Source organism: Methylobacterium sp. NMS14P (genome assembly GCF_028583545.1).
Lineage (GTDB): Bacteria > Pseudomonadota > Alphaproteobacteria > Rhizobiales > Beijerinckiaceae > Methylobacterium.
This window is the reverse complement of record NZ_CP087106.1, coordinates 4,567,772-4,583,375: the sequence shown is the minus strand read 5'-3', so window position 1 is coordinate 4,583,375 and position 15,604 is coordinate 4,567,772. Positions and strand designations below refer to the sequence as shown.

Sequence of the window (15,604 nt, the reverse complement as noted above, 5' to 3'; positions counted from 1 at the left end):
TGTTTTCGGGAATGCCTGGACGCGCCGGATCCGGTCGCGGGATCCAGGTGGTGGAACGGCGGTCGGGAGTACGTTTCGGTGTCGCGTCGAGACGAGAACGGTTCAGTCGGGATCAACCTGCAACTTCTACAGGCTGCGGTCGAGGCGACCGGAGAGGCCATCCTGATAACGACCGCGGACCTCGACGAACCCGGACCGGCCATCCTCTACGCCAACCCGGCCTTCACCCGCCTGACCGGGTATGAGTCGCACGAGGTGGTCGGACGCTCGCCGCGGTTCCTTCAAGGCCAGGAAACAGAGCGTCCGCCGTTGGACGCGGCACGCGCGTCGCTAACCGCCGGGGAGGCCTTCCAGGGCGAGGCTCTCAACTACCGAAAGGACGGGTCGACCTACAGGGTCGAGTGGCTGATCACGCCCGTGCGGGCTGCGGACGGAGGCATCACCAACTGGGTCTCGGCGCAGCGCGACATCACCGAACGTCGGGCGTTCGAGGACCGGCAGGCGCTGATGGTGCGCGAGCTCCATCACCGGGTGAAGAATACCTTGGCGACCGTCCAGGCCGTCCTGAACGCGACCATGCGTTCGTCGGTGTCGATGGTCGAGTTCTCGCGGGCCTTCACCGGGCGGATCGTGTCGCTCGCCAGGACGCACGCCCTCATCACGGAGGACATGGCGCAGGTCGCCTCGTTCGAGGGGCTGTTGCGGGCCGAGCTCGACCCGTATGACGACGGCGGACGCATCGCGCTCGACGGGCCGAACTTGAGGCTGCCCTCCGAACTCGCGGTTCCGGTCAGCATGGCCCTGCACGAGCTGACCACAAATGCCCTGCGGCACGGCGCGTTGGGTCATCCGAACGGGCGGGTCGTGGTGACGTGGAGCGTCGAGGATGGCGCGACCGGGCCGTCACTATTCTGGACCTGGAATGAGCACGACGGTCCGCCGCCGACGCTGCCGACGCGCGAGGGGTTCGGCACGCGTCTCCTGAACAAGATCCTCACGGCGCAGACGGCGGCGGAAGTCGATGTGGCCTTCGACGCCGACGGTTTGCGGATCAGCGTGCGCATACCACTCCGTCAAAGCTGAGGCCGGCGGAGGGGGACATACTGGCACGAGGGCTTCTGACCCCGCACACGCAGGACGCTGCGGTCGCGCGATTGGGCATGAGAAGGAACCGTGTCGCCGTCCCGCGATTGGCCCTGACGCACGTGCCAGCTCCCTCGCTTCTCCGGTGGGAAGCCGCGCGACGCGTGACAGTCATCACCCACCCTCAAACTTGGTTCTGGCGTCCCTAGTCTGGTCCGGACGCCTGTCCGGAGCATCGCGCATGGAATACGGTCTGGCGACGGCGGTGCTATGCATTGTGGGCGGTGGCATCGCTGCCCAGGTGCTCGCCGCGTGCCTGCGCATCCCCGCCATCGTGCTGCTGCTCGCGCTCGGGTTCCTCGTCGGCCCCGTGCTCAGCCTGCTGCACCCGACCCGCGACTTCGGTGAGAACCTGCGTCCGCTGATCGGGCTGGCTGTCGCCATCGTGGTGTTCGAGGGTGGCCTCGCCCTCGACTTCCGCGAACTCAGGGCCTCGGGAGAGGGCGTGCTCCGCCTCACCGCCTTCGCGCTGCCGGTCAACTTCGTCCTGGGCACCCTAGCGGCCCATCTCATCGGCGGCATGATGTGGGGGCCCGCCTCGGTGTTCGGCGCCATCCTCGTCGTGACGGGCCCGACGGTGATCCTGCCCCTGTTGCGCCACGCGCGCCTTGAGCGACGCTCGGCGGCGTTCCTGAAGTGGGAGGCCATCGTCAACGACCCGGTAGGGGCCATCCTCACGGCTGTCGTCATCGAGATCCTCGTCGGCGTGCCACATGGCGCGGACGAGACCCCGGCGGTCGCCCTGGCGCTCCACCTCGCCGAGGGGATGGTCGTGGCAGGCGGGCTCGGCGTCGGCTTCGCCCTCGCGGTCGCCTGGGCGTTCCGGCGCGATCTCGTCCCGGAAACGCTCAAGACGCCCGTGCTGCTCGCCCTCGCCCTCGTCGCCTACGTCGTCCCGAACCTGCTCATGCACGAGGCCGGGCTGATCGGCGCCACCGTGTTCGGCATCGCCCTGGCCAACCGGCACGTGCCGGGCCTCGCGGAGTTGCGACGGTTCAAGGAAGCTCTCGTCGTCCTGCTCGTGTCATGCCTGTTCGTCGTGCTGACCGCCGACCTCGACCTCGGCGTCCTCGGCAAGCTGTCCCTGCCCATCCTCGGCCTCACGGCCGCCATCCTGTTCGCGGTCCGCCCGGCCGCCATCTGGCTCGCGACGCTGGGCAGCGACCTGTCGCGGGGGGAGCGCCTGTTCGTAGGCTGGATAGGCCCCCGCGGCATCGTCGCGGCCGCGGTCGCCGGCCTGGCCGGGCCCCGCCTGAGCGAGGCGGGCTATGCCGGCGGCGACCTGATCCAGCCCACCGTGTTCGCGGTCATCGTTGCCACCGTCATCCTCCATGGCTTCTCGCTGGGCCCGCTGGCCCGGCGGCTGGGCCTGTCGACCGCGACCGAGACCCAAAGGCTCGCGGTCGTCGGCGCGTCCCCATGGGCGAGCGACATGGTCATAGCGCTGCATCGCGCGGGGGTACCGGTCGTGCTGGTGGACACCTTCCCGGGAACCCTCCAGGCCGCCCGTGACGCGGGGGTGCCGACCCTGCAGGCCGAGCTCCTGTCAAGGCATGCCGAAGAAGGGCTCGCCGACCATCCCCCGGACCACCTGCTCGCGGCGACCCGGGACGAGCTTTACAACGCGCTGGTGTGCACAAGGCTGGCCCCTGAGATCGGGCGCGAGCGGGTCTACCAACTGGCGCTGTCGGCGGACCATCTCCTGCACGAAGATACTGGCGTGAGCCGGGACGCCCGCGGCAAGGTGTTCGGTGACGGCAAGGCCGACTTCGATGCCCTCGCCGGGCGGCACGAGGCCGGTTGGCGGTTCGAGGTCGTCCCCGCGAACGCGGAGGCGCAGCCCGACGTGGTTGCCCTGCTGAACATCCGGACGGACGGATCGGTCGAATTCCTGTCGCCCGACAACGAGCGTGCCGCCCTCGGCGAAGGGGACCGCATGCTCACCCTGTCCCCGCCGAACGTCCCTACCATTGACGTCGGGGAAGAACCGGCACCGGTATACGCCTGACGACGGGCCTTCGAACGATATTCGGGCTAGACGGGTTCGCCCTCGGACCGAATGGTCTTTCCTGTGAGCCACCCCTTGTCGAACCCGGCTCAATAGGTCAGCGTCGCCCGTAGGCCGACCACTGTGGCGTTCTTGATCCTGCGCCCGAGCTCGTCGCGTGGATCCGGGACGTTGCCGCCTGGGTGGAAGACGTACTGCAGGTTCGGCTGCACCGTGACGCCCGGGCCGAGAACCGCCTGGTACGTCGCCTCGACCAGGGCCTCGAACCGGCGCCGGGGCATCGCGATGCCCGTCTCCAGGATCGTGTCGCGGTCCGCGCCGCGGGCCGAGGGCGAGATGCGCGCGTAGGACACGGCGACGCCCGCGGTATCGTCCGACCGCCCGGGCAGCAGGCCGCGGTAGCCGATGCCGGCGTCGAGGTAGAGGTCGACCAAGTTGCGGTCGCCGGGCGAAGCCATGGCGCGGACGAAGGCGCTGGCGCCCTCGTCGTCCTTGCCGGGCTCGCGGTACACGGTCTGGTCGATCATCGCGTACAGGCCGTCGTCGCCGCGGAACCGGCGTGGGGTGCCCGTGGTCGCGGGATCGGCGAGCGAGTGGCCGGTGTCGTCGACCCGGAGCGAGTCGAACCGCCCGAAATGGTGCCAGCCCCCGAACGTCACCGTCCCGGGCTCGTCCAGGACCTGACCGGTCCGGGCCCGTTCCTGGACGTTGTAGGCGTAGGCGACCTCGGCGATCAGGAAAGCCGGGTCGGACATGCGGAAGTTCGTTCCGGTGCGGTTCCGCCGCTGCGGGTCCGGGTCGTTCCACGCCTGCGCCGGTCCGGCCGGGTCTCCGTCGAACAGCCCGACCTGGAACGAGAGGTTCGGGGTCGGGAGGTACTTGGCGCGGACCGCCGGGGCGCCGAACGGGTAGGCCGGGCCGCCGCTCGGAAGGTTGGTCCCGGTGAGGGTCGGCCAACCGAACGTCGAGTTGATGAACAGCGTCGCGGTCTGGCTGACCAGGAACTCGGTGTCGGCCGCGACTTGCCCCAGCTTGATGGTGAGCTGGCCGTCGAGGAGCTGCTGCTCGACCCACAGTTCGTACAGGCGCGTCGACGGCAGCGCCTCCAGTTCGCTCACCACCGCGAGGTCGTTGACGGCCGCGCGCGTCAGCCCGGCGCCGTTGATCTGGAAGGCTTCGGCCCGGAACGCCAAACCTTTCCATCCCGCGAGGCGGTCGAGGTCGGCGTCGAGCTGCATGTCGAGGCGACCGATGACGGTGGCGGTCCGGCGCGTACCGCCGCTGGTGTCCCCGAGGATGTCGGCGATGGCGTTGAAGCTGAGGACGACCCCGCGGTCGGACAGGTACCGGCGCAGGCCCGTCGGGTCCGCCGCGTCGCCCAGAACCGCCTGGATCGAGGTCGTCGCCACGGCCGACGGCTTGCCGGACACCTCCGGCTGGGCCACCGACGTGCGCGGGTCACCGCCCGCGCCGGTGTTGGTCGTCTGCGCAACGGCAACCAACGGGACGCAGCCGAGGATCAGGGCGGTAACCCGGATCAGGGATGCCCGCGCATTCACGTCCAGGGCACTCCCACGCGATCGGCGAATGGACGTGTTCGCGGGGCTGAACGGGCTGGCCTCAACCCGATGACTATGTAGCGCTGGAATGTCGGATGGGCCGGCCATGCCGCTTGTTGGTCGCCCTGGATTCGGGTGTGGGCCGCACCATACCGGAGATACGGAGACGCGTGAAACACTCAGGCTAAGGCGCAGTTCGTGGTCGCTCGTTCGCCGAGCCCGAATGGAAACACCCGATGAAGCCGTCGAACCAGCACGAGGATGGTCCCGGGGCAACCTCGCCCCCTGCCGGTCGTGAGTGGCCGGGAACACCGGGGGAACCTCTTTGGGCGATGGCGTTCGATGCCGAGGGGCGGGGGCGGACCATTACGGTGTCGGAGGCGACGGCGGACCTCGACGCGTTCGGCGGCGGCTTCGTCTGGCTGCACTACGATCTGGATGCTACTGACCTCGTTCGGCCTTCGCGTGAAGGCAAGCTCGGCCCTGCCCGGCTCGCCGAGGCGGTGTTCGCACCCGACGAGCACCAGCGCGTCACGGTCGAGGGCGACCACATCGCCGGTGTCGTCGCCGACCTCGCCAGGCCCGGCGCGAAGCCGGTCCCTGCCGGCAGGCTCCACTTCGTCATGGGGCCACGCAGCCTCGTCAGCGGCCGACGTGGACCGGCGGAGAGCCCGGACGCGACGCGGGAAGCGGTCGGTCGGGGTGACACCGCCGCCTCACCCGTCCTGCTGCTGGAGATCCTGGTCGGTCACGTCGTCTCGGCGATGGCATTGACTGGGCAGCGTCTCTCGGATGCCCTCGACGGGATCGAGGACCACGTCCTCGACGGGCGCCCTCGTGACGACCGTCGCCGCCTCGGGCCGGTGCGGCGCAACGCGGTGCGGCTGCATCGGCAGATCACCGGTCTCGCCGCGGTGTTCCACCGCCTGGAGACGGACGGGGCAACGGCGGACGTGCACGGGCCGGCGATGGCCGCAGCGGCCCGCCTGGCGCAACGGCTCGACGCTCTCGACCGCGACATGAGCCTGCAGGCGGAGCGTGCCCGGCTGCTTCAGGAGGAGGTATCCGAGCGGACGGCCGAGGAGGCGAACCGTCAGCTCTACACGCTGTCGGTCCTCTCGGCCCTGTTCCTGCCCCCGACCTTCATCACCGGGCTGTTCGGGATGAACGTCAAGGGCCTGCCCTTCACCGATGCCCCCCACGGGTTCGGTGTCGTCTCCGTGCTCGCCGCGGTGTCGGCCGTGGCGGCCTACGCCGTCATCCGGGGCCTCGGGATACGCGGTCCCAGACGGTGACCATGATCCGCCGGACATCCGGTCCCGTTCACCGCGGCTGGGGGTCCCGGAGCGCAAGGTCGAGCTGGCCGCTCTCCGTGTCGCGGCCGCTGCGGTGGTCTAGGTGGCGCAGCACCGGCGTGACGGTGATCCCGTGCATGACGATGGAGACCAGCACCGCCAGTCCGACCGTCGCCCAGATAAGGTCCGGCGCCTCGAAGGAAGCATGCCCGAACGCGTACGCGACGTAGTACATCGTGCCCAGGCCGCGGATGCCGAAGAAGGAGATCACGGCCCGTTCCTCGGTCGGCAGCCCTGAACCGGCCAGTCCGACCCACCCGCACAAGGGACGGACGATGAGCAGGGCGAGGACCACGAAGACGGCCGCGGGCCAAGTCAGGCCCCCCAGGAGCCCCCCACCGGTCAGCGCGAAGCCGAATCCCACGAGGAGGACCATCATCAGCAGGCGTTCGAGTTCCTCCGCGTAGTCGTGCATCTTGCGATGGTAGTCGTGGCCGCTGTTCGATGCCCGCAAGGCCAACGCCGCTGCGAAGACCCCGACGAACCCGTAGCCGTCGACCGCCTGGACGATGCCGTAGGCGAGGCAGGTCACACCGAGCGCCACGAAACCGTCGCCGGTTCGCGAGAGCTTGGAGACGTTGGGCAGGTGGAAGGTCAGCCATCCCAGCGCCCGGCCGACCAGCGCACCCAGGACCGCCCCGACCGCGACCTTCCACGCGACGTCGACGGCCAGCCAATGCCCGAGGGACAGGCCACCGCTGGCAAGGGCGATGGCGAGGTTGACGAAAGGGAAGGCGAGGCCGTCGTTCAACCCGGCCTCGGAGGTGAGCGCGAACCGCATCTCGTCCTCCTGCCCCTCCGAGGGATGCCCGACCTGAACGTCGGAGGCGAGCACCGGATCGGTCGGTGCGAGCGACGCGCCGAGCAGCAGGGACGCCGCCGCCCCGAGCCCGAGGAGGGTGGACGCCAGGACGGCAAGGGCCGCGATGGTCAGCGGCATGGCTATGCCGAGCATCCGCCACGTCGTCGCCCAGCGCTTCCAGCCGATCAGCCGGTCGATCTTCAGCCCGGCGCCCATCAACGAGATGACGACGACGGCCTCGGTCGCGTGCTCGACCAAGCGAATGTGCTCGGCCGGGTGTCGCGCCAGCCCGGCGAAAGGTGGGACGAGGGACAGCGCCGCGCCCGCCACGACACAGCAGATGGGGAGGGACAGCGGCAGCGCCCGCAGGACCATCGGCAACCACGCCGTGAGCAGGACGAGTGCGCCGAAACCGGCGACGACGAAGACGTGAGGTTCCATCGCTTGGCGAACCGGTGCTGGGCGGAACCGTTCCGCGGCGGTCCGTTGTCACCATGAGTGTACGGTCTGCCCCGGCATTCCCCGGATCGGCGCGACCGGGACCGCATCGCGCCGCCGACATGGCGGGAGGCGCTTCCGGAACCGCCTCGTTATCAATTCCCCTGGCGAGGAGGGCGTATTCGGAACGGTGCGGGGGGCTCCGGCGCGGTCGCACAAGGTCGGGCGACGTCCCTGTGCATGACCGGAAGCATGGTGGTGATCCGCGCAACTCGTGGCCTCGACCGACGTTCGCCAATTGACGTTCCCGGTACCCTCCCGGGGCAATCAATCGGACGATGACCATGCAGGACGAACGCACCCATCTCGACATTCACGACCGATCCAGCCGCGAGACCTACGCACGACAGTTCGGGGTCAGCGAGGACCAGTTGCGCAAGGCCGTGCGGCTCGTCGGAAGCCGTATCAGCACGCTGCGAGGCCACCTCAAGCGCCCCGCTTGAACGCGGTCCTCGGTATGCCCCTGGGGCGGCGGGAGGATCGGCCCACGTGGCCGGCCCCTCCGCGCATGGTACGCCTCCGACCATCTCGGGTGGCTCACACCGGATGTTGCGGCGACGCCACGCCCCTGCGCATCGTTTGACCGGTGCGGAACGGCTGACTTTGGTGACCTGTTACCCGGGCCATGGAACACTACCGGTCCACCCTGGGCACCGCCGCCATCGCCGCCATCGGCCTTCTCGTGGCCGCCCGCGTGCTGCATCCAGGCAACTTCGAGGAGCTGCCCCGTGCCGCGCGACCGGTCCCGGCGCAGTCCGGGGCAGCGTCGACTCCCGTCACAGCGAGGGTCGACCCGCCCTTCGGCCTGTACATGCGCCCGAGTGCCCTGTCGTCGGAGATGGCGGTGTTGGCCCCGCGGCTGACTGCGCCGCTACCAGCCGGAATGACGATGATGCCGATCCTGCCGGCGTCGATGGCGAACGCCTTCGGTCAATCCCGGTACACCGAGGCGCGACGACAGCCCAGGGCCGCCGAGCGGATGGTCCACGGGAAGCCGGCAACGGTGGCGCGCGCGAGGACGGCACAGACCTCGTCGAGGGACGCTCGGTCGACACAGGTCGAGACGCAGGAAGTACCGGGCCGTGAGCTCGCGCGTGATGACGAGGGCTGACCTCCGATCCGCCTAACCTAATAAACCCAGGAGAGGACGTATGAAAACTCTGCTCGCCGCCGGCCTCGTCGCCGGCCTGTTCCCCGCCGTGCCTGCCCTGGCGCAGAGCATCGACATCGGTCCCGGCGGCATCCGGGTCGACCCGCGCTCGCCGCGCGAGCGCGAGTACGACGCCATCCGCCGGGAGGAGCGCCGGGATGAACTTCGCGAGGAGCGGCGCGACGCCATCCGGGACGACATCCGCCGGGAGGAGCGCCGCCGCGACTTCGAGGATGGCGTGCCGCCCCGTGGCCGGTACTGAGGAACACGGCTGCCGATGGTCTCGGAATGGCGGCGGGCAAGGTCCCGCCGCAAGCGGAAGGGCGATTCGACGATGCGAACGAACTTGGTCCTCCTAGCCACGCTGGGAGTGATGGTGGCCGGTCCGGCCGGCGCCCAACAGGTCACCACGGGTGGCGCTGGCAATACCGGCGTCACCGCGCCCGCCACCGTCGGCGGCGTCGGTCCCGGCGCCCGGGACCTTGGGCCTAGTCCGATCACACGGGGCAACGAGGCCAACCCCAGCAACTCGTCGGTGCCCGGCACGACGCCGGACGTGAACATCGGCGGCACCCCGACAGGTGGACCACCCGGCACCGGCGGCACCTCCGGCGGCCCTTCCCTCGACGGACGGTGACCGGCGGTCGCTTCCAAACCCGATCAAGGATCAGAGCATGAACCTCGTCACCATCCTCCTCATCGTGCTGATCGTGCTAGCGCTCGGCGGCGGCGGTTACGGCTACTACGGTGGCGGCTACAACGGCATCGGCGGCATCGGCCTGGGCGGCATCCTGATCATCGTCCTGGTCGTGCTGCTGGTGACCGGGCGGCTCTGAGGGCGGTGCCACCCGTCGGACGGATGAACGAGCTCCTCAGTTCCAGGTCAGCCGTCCAGGAGCATTCTCCAAGCCATCCGGACCGACATGGTCGGGCCGCGGGCCTTTGGAGTTGCAGTCATGATGGGCTTGAAGGTGATGGGCCTCGCCGGTTTGATCGGAGCAGGTTTCGCCTCCTCGGCGGCCGTTGCCGCCCCGGTCGGATACGGGTTCGGGCCGCCCGAGCGTGAGGCATTCGTCGAGCGGGTCGCCGGCGGCTGCGGTCCCGGCTTCCACCCCAACCCCTGGGGGCGCTGCCGCCCGAACGATTGGGGCCGGGGAGGCTGGGGCGGACCGCGGGGCGATTACGGATACGGCTACCGCGGCCCGGACCACGGTGGGTATGGCGGCTACGGCCGTGGCCCTAACGGCTACGATGGCCCGCGGCGGTTCTACGGCGGATACTAAGCCGCGCGCTTCCGGGGCGGCCTCTGAGCGTCCCTGGCCGATCTGACGTCAACCCATCGTCGGCAGCGAGGGGCAAGGGAACGACGAGGCCGCACGGTCTCAGCCGCATCGTCCGACCTCGGGTTTCCCAACTAATGTTCGCGATGTCGCCCAGGCGTGGTAGCGGCACACGTGGCAGTCCAAGGGAAGAGCCGCCAAAGGTCGTTCGGTCAGTCGGCACGGACATGCCCCCGTCACCGCAACGGCGGCAGGGGCTCAACCCTGACGCCTACGGCTTGGCCTTGAGAGCGACGAACGGATTGGTCTCCGTCGCCGACCCGTTCTTCGCGTAGCACGCCTCCAACCGGTCCAGCCCCGCGGCGCTCTTGTCGAGCGCCACCCTGATGGTCGCGCCCTCACCCTTCACGTCCAGGGCGTCGGCGAGCTTCAGCGACTTGAGGAACCGCTCATCCTTGACCGGCAGCGACACGGCGTTGCCGGACGCGGCGACGGTCGCCTGCAGGACCGAGGATCCGGCGGCCAGCTCGACCGGGTAACTCTTGCCGCGACCGAGCTTCCACTTCGGCGAGCTCATCGTCAGATCGAGCCCGGCAGCGTCGCGGGCAAACTCGACCTCGACGCCGTCGTCGGTGGTTCTGGTCATCGTGCAGCGCTCGAATTTCTGCCCTTTCGAGACCGCCTCGACCTTCCACGGTCCGATGGCGACCGTTCCCTCGGGCGTCTGTGCGACCGCGGAGACGGACATGACCGACAGGATGAGGGCGGCGAAGGCAAGGCGCATGCGGGTCTCCTGAGTGCGCGGACGGGATCAGGTCACGAAACGCCCCGGGGTTCCCGGCGGGTGTCGATGCTTCGGACGAGGAAGGGGGAACACGACGGTGCCGTGTCGCCGTCGTGACCCGTTCCTTTTCATGTCGCTTCCACCACGCGGCCGACTTCATACGGGTTCCGCGATCCCGGGGCCTTTCGCTGCCAGGGCCCATGCGTAGCTGCGGACCGCATCCGCCGTGCGCCGCGCGCGTTGACGTCCGCTCCCGCCTCGGGGGCGAACAGGGGGGACAAACCATGCAATCGGATACGCCACGCCCTGGGGACGACCCGTTGCCGCCCATCGGCGATCCGCCCCCCGACCCGGCACCTCCGGAGGGCGAGCCGCCGAACGAGCCGCCGGTGCCCCAGCCGCCGGGTCCGATCAACGTGCGATAGTCTTGCAAGCTGGACGCCGCCGGGAACCGTGCATCCCGGCGGCCGGTGCCGGACGATCCGGGATCGGGGCGGAAGGTCCGTCGGAGCACGGCGGTTCGGGTCCCTAGGCGGTTCGCGCTCGCGCAACCTCCGCGAGGCATCCGTGTTGTCGACCGCACCAGCGGAACGCGCCGCCGCCACGAGGCAGCCTGGCGTCGGCGAGCGCACCGGCCCCCCGCCAGCGAGGCGTCCATGACCGATCCGACGCCGCTGCCATCCGAAGTCGGGAACGCTCGTCGCCTCGACGCCCTGCACGACTATGCCATCCTCGACACGCCGCCAGAACAGGGGTTCGACGACATCGTCGAGCTGGCGCGCCTGACCTGCGCGGTTCCCGTGTCCCTCGTCAGCCTCGTTGCGGGCGACCGGCAGTGGTTCAAGGCCCGCTCGGGCTTCGACCCCTGCGAGACCACGTTGGACAAGTCGGTCTGCGCGCATGCCCTGGCCGAGCCAGACCTCCTGGTCATTCCGGACCTGACGCAGGACCCGCGGACGCGCGACAACCCGCTCGTCACCGGCGAGCCGCACCTGCGCTTCTACGCTGGGGCCCCCTTGCAGGCACCGGGAGGGGAGCGCCTCGGCAGCCTATGCGTGATCGATCTCGAACCGCGTCCGGCCGGGCTGACCGAGGCTCACGCCACGGCGCTCCGGGCGCTGGCCGGTCAGGTCATGACCCAGATGGACCTGCGTCGAGCCATGGTCGAGCGCGAGCGCGTCCTCGCAGGCCAGGCGGCGCTGATCGCGCAGCAGAACGCGCTGATCTCCACGCAGGCGGCCATCACCAGGGCGAACGGTGACCGGGACATCATCCTCGACGTCCTCGTGGCCGGTGTGATGAAGGCGGTGCCCCAGGCCGAGGGCGGCGTCATCGAGATGCGCGAGGGTGACGAACTCGTCTACCGCTCGACACGCGGGACGCTCGCGGACCATGCGGGCCTCCGGGTACCCGTCGATGGCAGCCTATCGGGCCATTGCCTCAAGACCTCCAAGCCGGTGCTTTGTCCGGACGTCACCTTGGACCCCCGTGTCAGGCAGGAGCTCGTCCCGATGCTCGCCCTGCGGTCGGCCGTGTGCGTGCCCATCGCCCGAGGGAACGAGACCATCGGCGTCCTGAAGCTCCAGTCGAGCCGACCCGGCGCCTTCACGGGCCGGGAGCTGCGCGTCGCCGTCCTTTTCGCCGGGACCGTCCCAGCTGGCTTGGCCGAGGCCGGCGAGGCCGAGGCGCGGCGCGGCATCCGTACCGGCGAGGCGACCCTGCGCACCGTGATGGAGACGCTCCCTGTCGGCGTCCTGATCGCGCAGGCCCCTTCCGGCCGTATCATAGGGCACAATGCGCGCGCCGCCGCCATCCTCGGGCACGGGCTGGCCCCGGCGCAGCCCGGCGAGGGGCCGGCCCGCTGGGTCGGGTTTCACCCGGACGGGCGCCCCGTTGCCCTGGGCGAGTGGCCGCTCCTGCGGGTGACCCGGGACGGCGAGCGCCGGGCTGAACTGGAGGTCGACTACCAACGGGGCGACGGCACGCGTGCTTGGGTCAATTTCACCGCCGCCCCGATGTTCGACCACGATGGCCGCCAGATGGGTGGCGTAGTGGTCGTCACCGATATCGACGGGCGTAAGCGGGACGAGCTCGACCTCGCCGCCGCCAAGAAGGTCGCCGAGGAGGCCAACAGGGCCAAGAGCGAGTTCCTGGCGAACATGAGCCACGAGCTGCGCACCCCGCTCTCGGCGGTCATCGGCTATTCCGAGATGCTGCAGGAGGAGATGGAGGATCTCGGCCAGGAGGACCTGCTGCCCGACATGCGCAAGATCGAGGCGAACGCGCGCCACCTGCTCGGACTCATCAACGACGTCCTCGACCTCTCGAAGATCGAGGCGGAGCGGATGGAGACCTACGTCGAGGACTTCGCGGTCGAGACAGTGGTCCGCGACGTCGCCTCGACGGTGGAGGCTCTCGTCGCCCGCAAGGGCAACACGCTGACCCTCGACCTCGGCACCGACCTCGGCGAGGCGCGCACCGACGTGACCAAGCTGCGCCAGTGTCTGATCAACCTCCTAAGCAACGCGGCAAAGTTCACCGAGGACGGGCAGGTTAGGCTGTCGGCGGCGCGGGACGAACGAGATGGAGGAGCCTGGCTGACGTTCGCGGTCTCCGACACTGGCATCGGCATGTCCCCGGAACAGCAGTCGCGGCTGTTCGAGCGCTTCACCCAGGCCGACGCATCGACCACGCGCAGGTTCGGCGGCACGGGCCTCGGCCTGTCCATCACCCGGGCGTTCGCGGGAATGCTGGGCGGAGACATCGCGGTGGCAAGCGAACCGGGGCGGGGCACGACCTTCACGGTCTCGGTGCCGACGTGCATCACCGGCACGAACGATGAGGTCCCCTCTGCAATCGACGATGCGGGTCCCATCACCGTGGATGCGGCCGGCGACGGTGTCGTCCTCGTTGTGGATGACGACGCGGCGACGCGGGAACTCCTGGCCCGCTTCCTGGAACGGGACGGATACCGGGTTGCGGTGGCGGCGGATGGCAAGGAAGGCTTGGACAAGGCCCGGAGCCTCGTGCCGCGCGTCATCCTCCTCGACGTGACGATGCCTCAGATAGATGGGTGGGCGGTCCTGCGCACCATCCGGCGCGATGCGGCCCTGCAGGAGACGCCCGTCGTCATGGTGACGGTCCTCGACGAGCAGAGCCGCGCCTACGCGCTGGGCGCCACCGACTACCTGCAGAAGCCGGTGGATTGGAACGAACTCCACACGGTGATGGACCGGTTCCGCCCACGGACCGTCGCCCCGGAGCGAGGGCCGCCTAGTCGATGATCTCGACAACCCGGCGTGTGCGCGGGTCCACTAGCACCGGATGGTCGTTCACGACGGTGTAGTTGTAGCGCGGCAGGGCGAACTCGGGGGGCACGTCGTAGTAGACGACACCGTCATCAGGCAGCACGGTTCCGACCTTAAGGGTGCCCGGATAGGCGAAGGACGGACGCCGCTCGCCCGTGGCGTAGATGCGGAAGCGCTCACGCCGGTCGATGCCGAGGATGCCATTGGCCGTGCCCACCGCCGCACCGACCGCACCGCCCACGACGGCGCCCAGCGGCACGGCGATCATCTCGCCGCGGTTCGCTCCTTCCTGCGCGCCGCGTTCCAGCCCTTGGGCCTGGGCCGCCGCCGCCCATGCCACCATCGCCGCCGCAACCACTAGTCGCACCTTGCCTGCCATCTTCCATTCCCCCCTGATGCCGGTAGGCCCGGCGTCCTCGTTGCCCGCCGGTCGAGGGCTCAGCGGCTGCCGGTCATGGCCCGCACGGGTGCACCGGCCAGGTCGACCGTCGAACCGACCGTGTCCCGCAGGCCGGAGCCGACGTTGGACAGGTGCTCGCCGTAGGTCTCGCGCGTCTGCGGGTCGACGATGGCCACCGGGGCCGCGACCGCCAGAGCCGCACCGGTCGCGACCGTGGAGGCGGCCCCGGCCGCCGTGCTCACCAGCCGGTCGCCGATGCCGACCTGCCCGTCGGAGATCGGCTGGCCGTCCGCGAGGCGCTTTCCCAAAAGGGCGACAACGTCACCGGAGGCGAACTTGCCGTGGTTCAGCGGGTCGTCGCCCTTCACGGACGAGAGGTTCAGGACACCGATGTTCTGGCGCTCCAGCTCGGACCTGTAGGGCTCGACGGACGGGTCGATGGCGCCCAGCCGCACGCTGTCCCCCCAGACGAGCCGCGACACCGCCAAGGCCTGATCGTCGCCCGACACCATCAGCGTCAGGCGCGGCCGGTCCGGACCCATGTCGCGGAACGCCTCGCGGGCTAGGTCCATGTCGACGTCCGGGGCAGCGAGGATGACGTTGCGGATCTTGGGCGCCACGCGCCGGTCGCGGATGGCCATCTGGCGCAGGCTCTCCAGCGTCAGCCAGTTGCCCATCGAGTGTGCGAGCACCGTGACCTCTCCGACGTTCGGATCCTTGGCCAGATCCCGCAGCAGCGTCTCCAGGCCGTTGCGCGAGAAGTTGGTGCTCTCCCGGTCGTAGCCGTAGGCCAGTACGCTGCCCTTGGACGGCCACGTGAACAGCACGGGCGCGACCTCGGCCCCGGAATCGTGGACGATCTGCGCGAAGCGGAAGACGGCGTCCTCGAACTTGTTGTTGAAGCCGTGCACGAAGACCAGCACGTGGCGCTTGACCCCGCGTCGGACGGCCCGGCCGGTCCAGGCCGCGACCTTCGAGCGGTCGACCGGATCGGCGCGCAGGGCGACGAAATCGGTGGCCGGGTTCCCGGGGAGCGACTTCGGCCACTGCACGGAGCCGGGCTGGCGTGTGGCGTCGGGCGGGATGGAGACGGCGAGGTCGGTATAGGTGACGGCGTCGCCACGCTCGCCGGAGAACAGCACGCCGCGGTCGCTGGCCGACTTGCGGGTCGTCGCCACCAGCATGTCGACCAGCGAGGTGCCGGGGGCCGTTTCGACGGCGGCGACCGGAAGCAGCACTCCGGTGGGGCGACCGGCGCAACCGGCCAGGAGCGAGAGGGCTGCGGCGGCTACGATGCCCCGGATTGCCCCACGTGGC

Annotated in this window: 15 protein-coding genes; 10 read left to right on the top strand and 5 right to left on the bottom strand. The window is 69.8% G+C overall.

From position 1 onward, the window contains the following. Positions 1-78 precede the first annotated feature (78 nt). Together LOK46_RS21815 and LOK46_RS21810 are read left to right on the top strand one after the other, a co-directional pair. Positions 79-1,083, top strand: a complete 1,005-nt coding sequence (locus tag LOK46_RS21815) for an HWE histidine kinase domain-containing protein (RefSeq protein WP_273560501.1) — start codon at positions 79-81, stop codon at positions 1,081-1,083. A 241-nt stretch (positions 1,084-1,324) separates the two neighbouring features. Further along, positions 1,325-3,151: a cation:proton antiporter gene (locus LOK46_RS21810; protein WP_273560500.1), complete on the top strand. Its 1,827-nt coding sequence runs from the start codon at positions 1,325-1,327 to the stop codon at positions 3,149-3,151. 89 nt (positions 3,152-3,240) lie between these two features. Here LOK46_RS21810 and LOK46_RS21805 read toward each other — a convergent pair whose 3' ends face one another. Next, positions 3,241-4,818 carry a carbohydrate porin gene (locus LOK46_RS21805; protein WP_443192832.1) on the bottom strand — a complete coding sequence of 526 codons (1,578 nt, stop codon included), beginning with the start codon at positions 4,816-4,818 and terminating at the stop codon, positions 3,241-3,243. A 224-nt stretch (positions 4,819-5,042) separates the two neighbouring features. Here LOK46_RS21805 and LOK46_RS21800 point away from each other — a divergent pair, with 224 nt between their 5' ends. Next, on the top strand, positions 5,043-6,005 hold the full coding sequence (locus tag LOK46_RS21800; RefSeq protein WP_273560499.1) for a CorA family divalent cation transporter: 963 nt from the start codon (positions 5,043-5,045) through the stop codon (positions 6,003-6,005). 28 nt (positions 6,006-6,033) lie between these two features. On the opposite strand, the gene LOK46_RS21795 is transcribed toward LOK46_RS21800, so the two are convergent. Continuing rightward, positions 6,034-7,308, bottom strand: a complete 1,275-nt coding sequence (locus LOK46_RS21795) for a cation:proton antiporter (protein WP_273560498.1) — start codon at positions 7,306-7,308, stop codon at positions 6,034-6,036. A 341-nt stretch (positions 7,309-7,649) separates the two neighbouring features. On the opposite strand from LOK46_RS21795, the gene LOK46_RS21790 reads away from it, so the two are divergent. The 6 genes from LOK46_RS21790 to LOK46_RS21765 all read left to right on the top strand — a co-directional run bounded on the left by LOK46_RS21790 (position 7,650) and on the right by LOK46_RS21765 (position 9,798). Next, positions 7,650-7,808, top strand: a complete 159-nt coding sequence (locus tag LOK46_RS21790; RefSeq protein WP_243931462.1) for a DUF3606 domain-containing protein — start codon at positions 7,650-7,652, stop codon at positions 7,806-7,808. Between the two features lie 182 nt (positions 7,809-7,990). Further along, positions 7,991-8,476 carry a hypothetical protein gene (locus tag LOK46_RS21785; protein WP_273560497.1) on the top strand — a complete coding sequence of 162 codons (486 nt, stop codon included), beginning with the start codon at positions 7,991-7,993 and terminating at the stop codon, positions 8,474-8,476. 40 nt (positions 8,477-8,516) lie between these two features. Next, positions 8,517-8,777 (top strand): hypothetical protein, encoded by a 261-nt coding sequence (locus tag LOK46_RS21780; RefSeq protein WP_273560496.1) that lies wholly within the window; start codon positions 8,517-8,519, stop codon positions 8,775-8,777. Between the two features lie 72 nt (positions 8,778-8,849). Next, positions 8,850-9,152: a hypothetical protein gene (locus LOK46_RS21775; protein WP_273560495.1), complete on the top strand. Its 303-nt coding sequence runs from the start codon at positions 8,850-8,852 to the stop codon at positions 9,150-9,152. 37 nt (positions 9,153-9,189) lie between these two features. Beyond that, a complete protein-coding gene (locus LOK46_RS21770; RefSeq protein ID WP_273560494.1) occupies positions 9,190-9,351 on the top strand; it encodes a hypothetical protein in 162 nt (53 codons plus the stop codon). Positions 9,352-9,471: 120 nt separating this feature from the next. Further along, a complete protein-coding gene (locus LOK46_RS21765) occupies positions 9,472-9,798 on the top strand; it encodes a GCG_CRPN prefix-to-repeats domain-containing protein (RefSeq protein ID WP_273560493.1) in 327 nt (108 codons plus the stop codon). 268 nt (positions 9,799-10,066) lie between these two features. Here the strand turns inward: LOK46_RS21765 and LOK46_RS21760 are convergent, their stop codons facing one another. Beyond that, positions 10,067-10,579, bottom strand: a complete 513-nt coding sequence (locus tag LOK46_RS21760; protein WP_273560492.1) for a hypothetical protein — start codon at positions 10,577-10,579, stop codon at positions 10,067-10,069. 656 nt (positions 10,580-11,235) lie between these two features. Between LOK46_RS21760 and LOK46_RS21755 the strand changes: the two genes are divergently transcribed. Further along, complete coding sequence (locus tag LOK46_RS21755) at positions 11,236-13,863, top strand: ATP-binding protein (RefSeq protein WP_273560491.1); 2,628 nt, start codon at positions 11,236-11,238, stop codon at positions 13,861-13,863. Here LOK46_RS21755 and LOK46_RS21750 read toward each other — a convergent pair. Together LOK46_RS21750 and LOK46_RS21745 are read right to left on the bottom strand one after the other, a co-directional pair. Further along, entirely contained in the window at positions 13,853-14,266 is a 414-nt protein-coding gene (locus LOK46_RS21750; RefSeq protein ID WP_273560490.1) for a DUF1236 domain-containing protein, read from the bottom strand. The genes LOK46_RS21755 and LOK46_RS21750 overlap by 11 nt on opposite strands. 59 nt (positions 14,267-14,325) lie before the next feature. After that, positions 14,326-15,525: an alpha/beta hydrolase gene (locus LOK46_RS21745; RefSeq protein ID WP_273560489.1), complete on the bottom strand. Its 1,200-nt coding sequence runs from the start codon at positions 15,523-15,525 to the stop codon at positions 14,326-14,328. Positions 15,526-15,604: the final 79 nt, after the last annotated feature.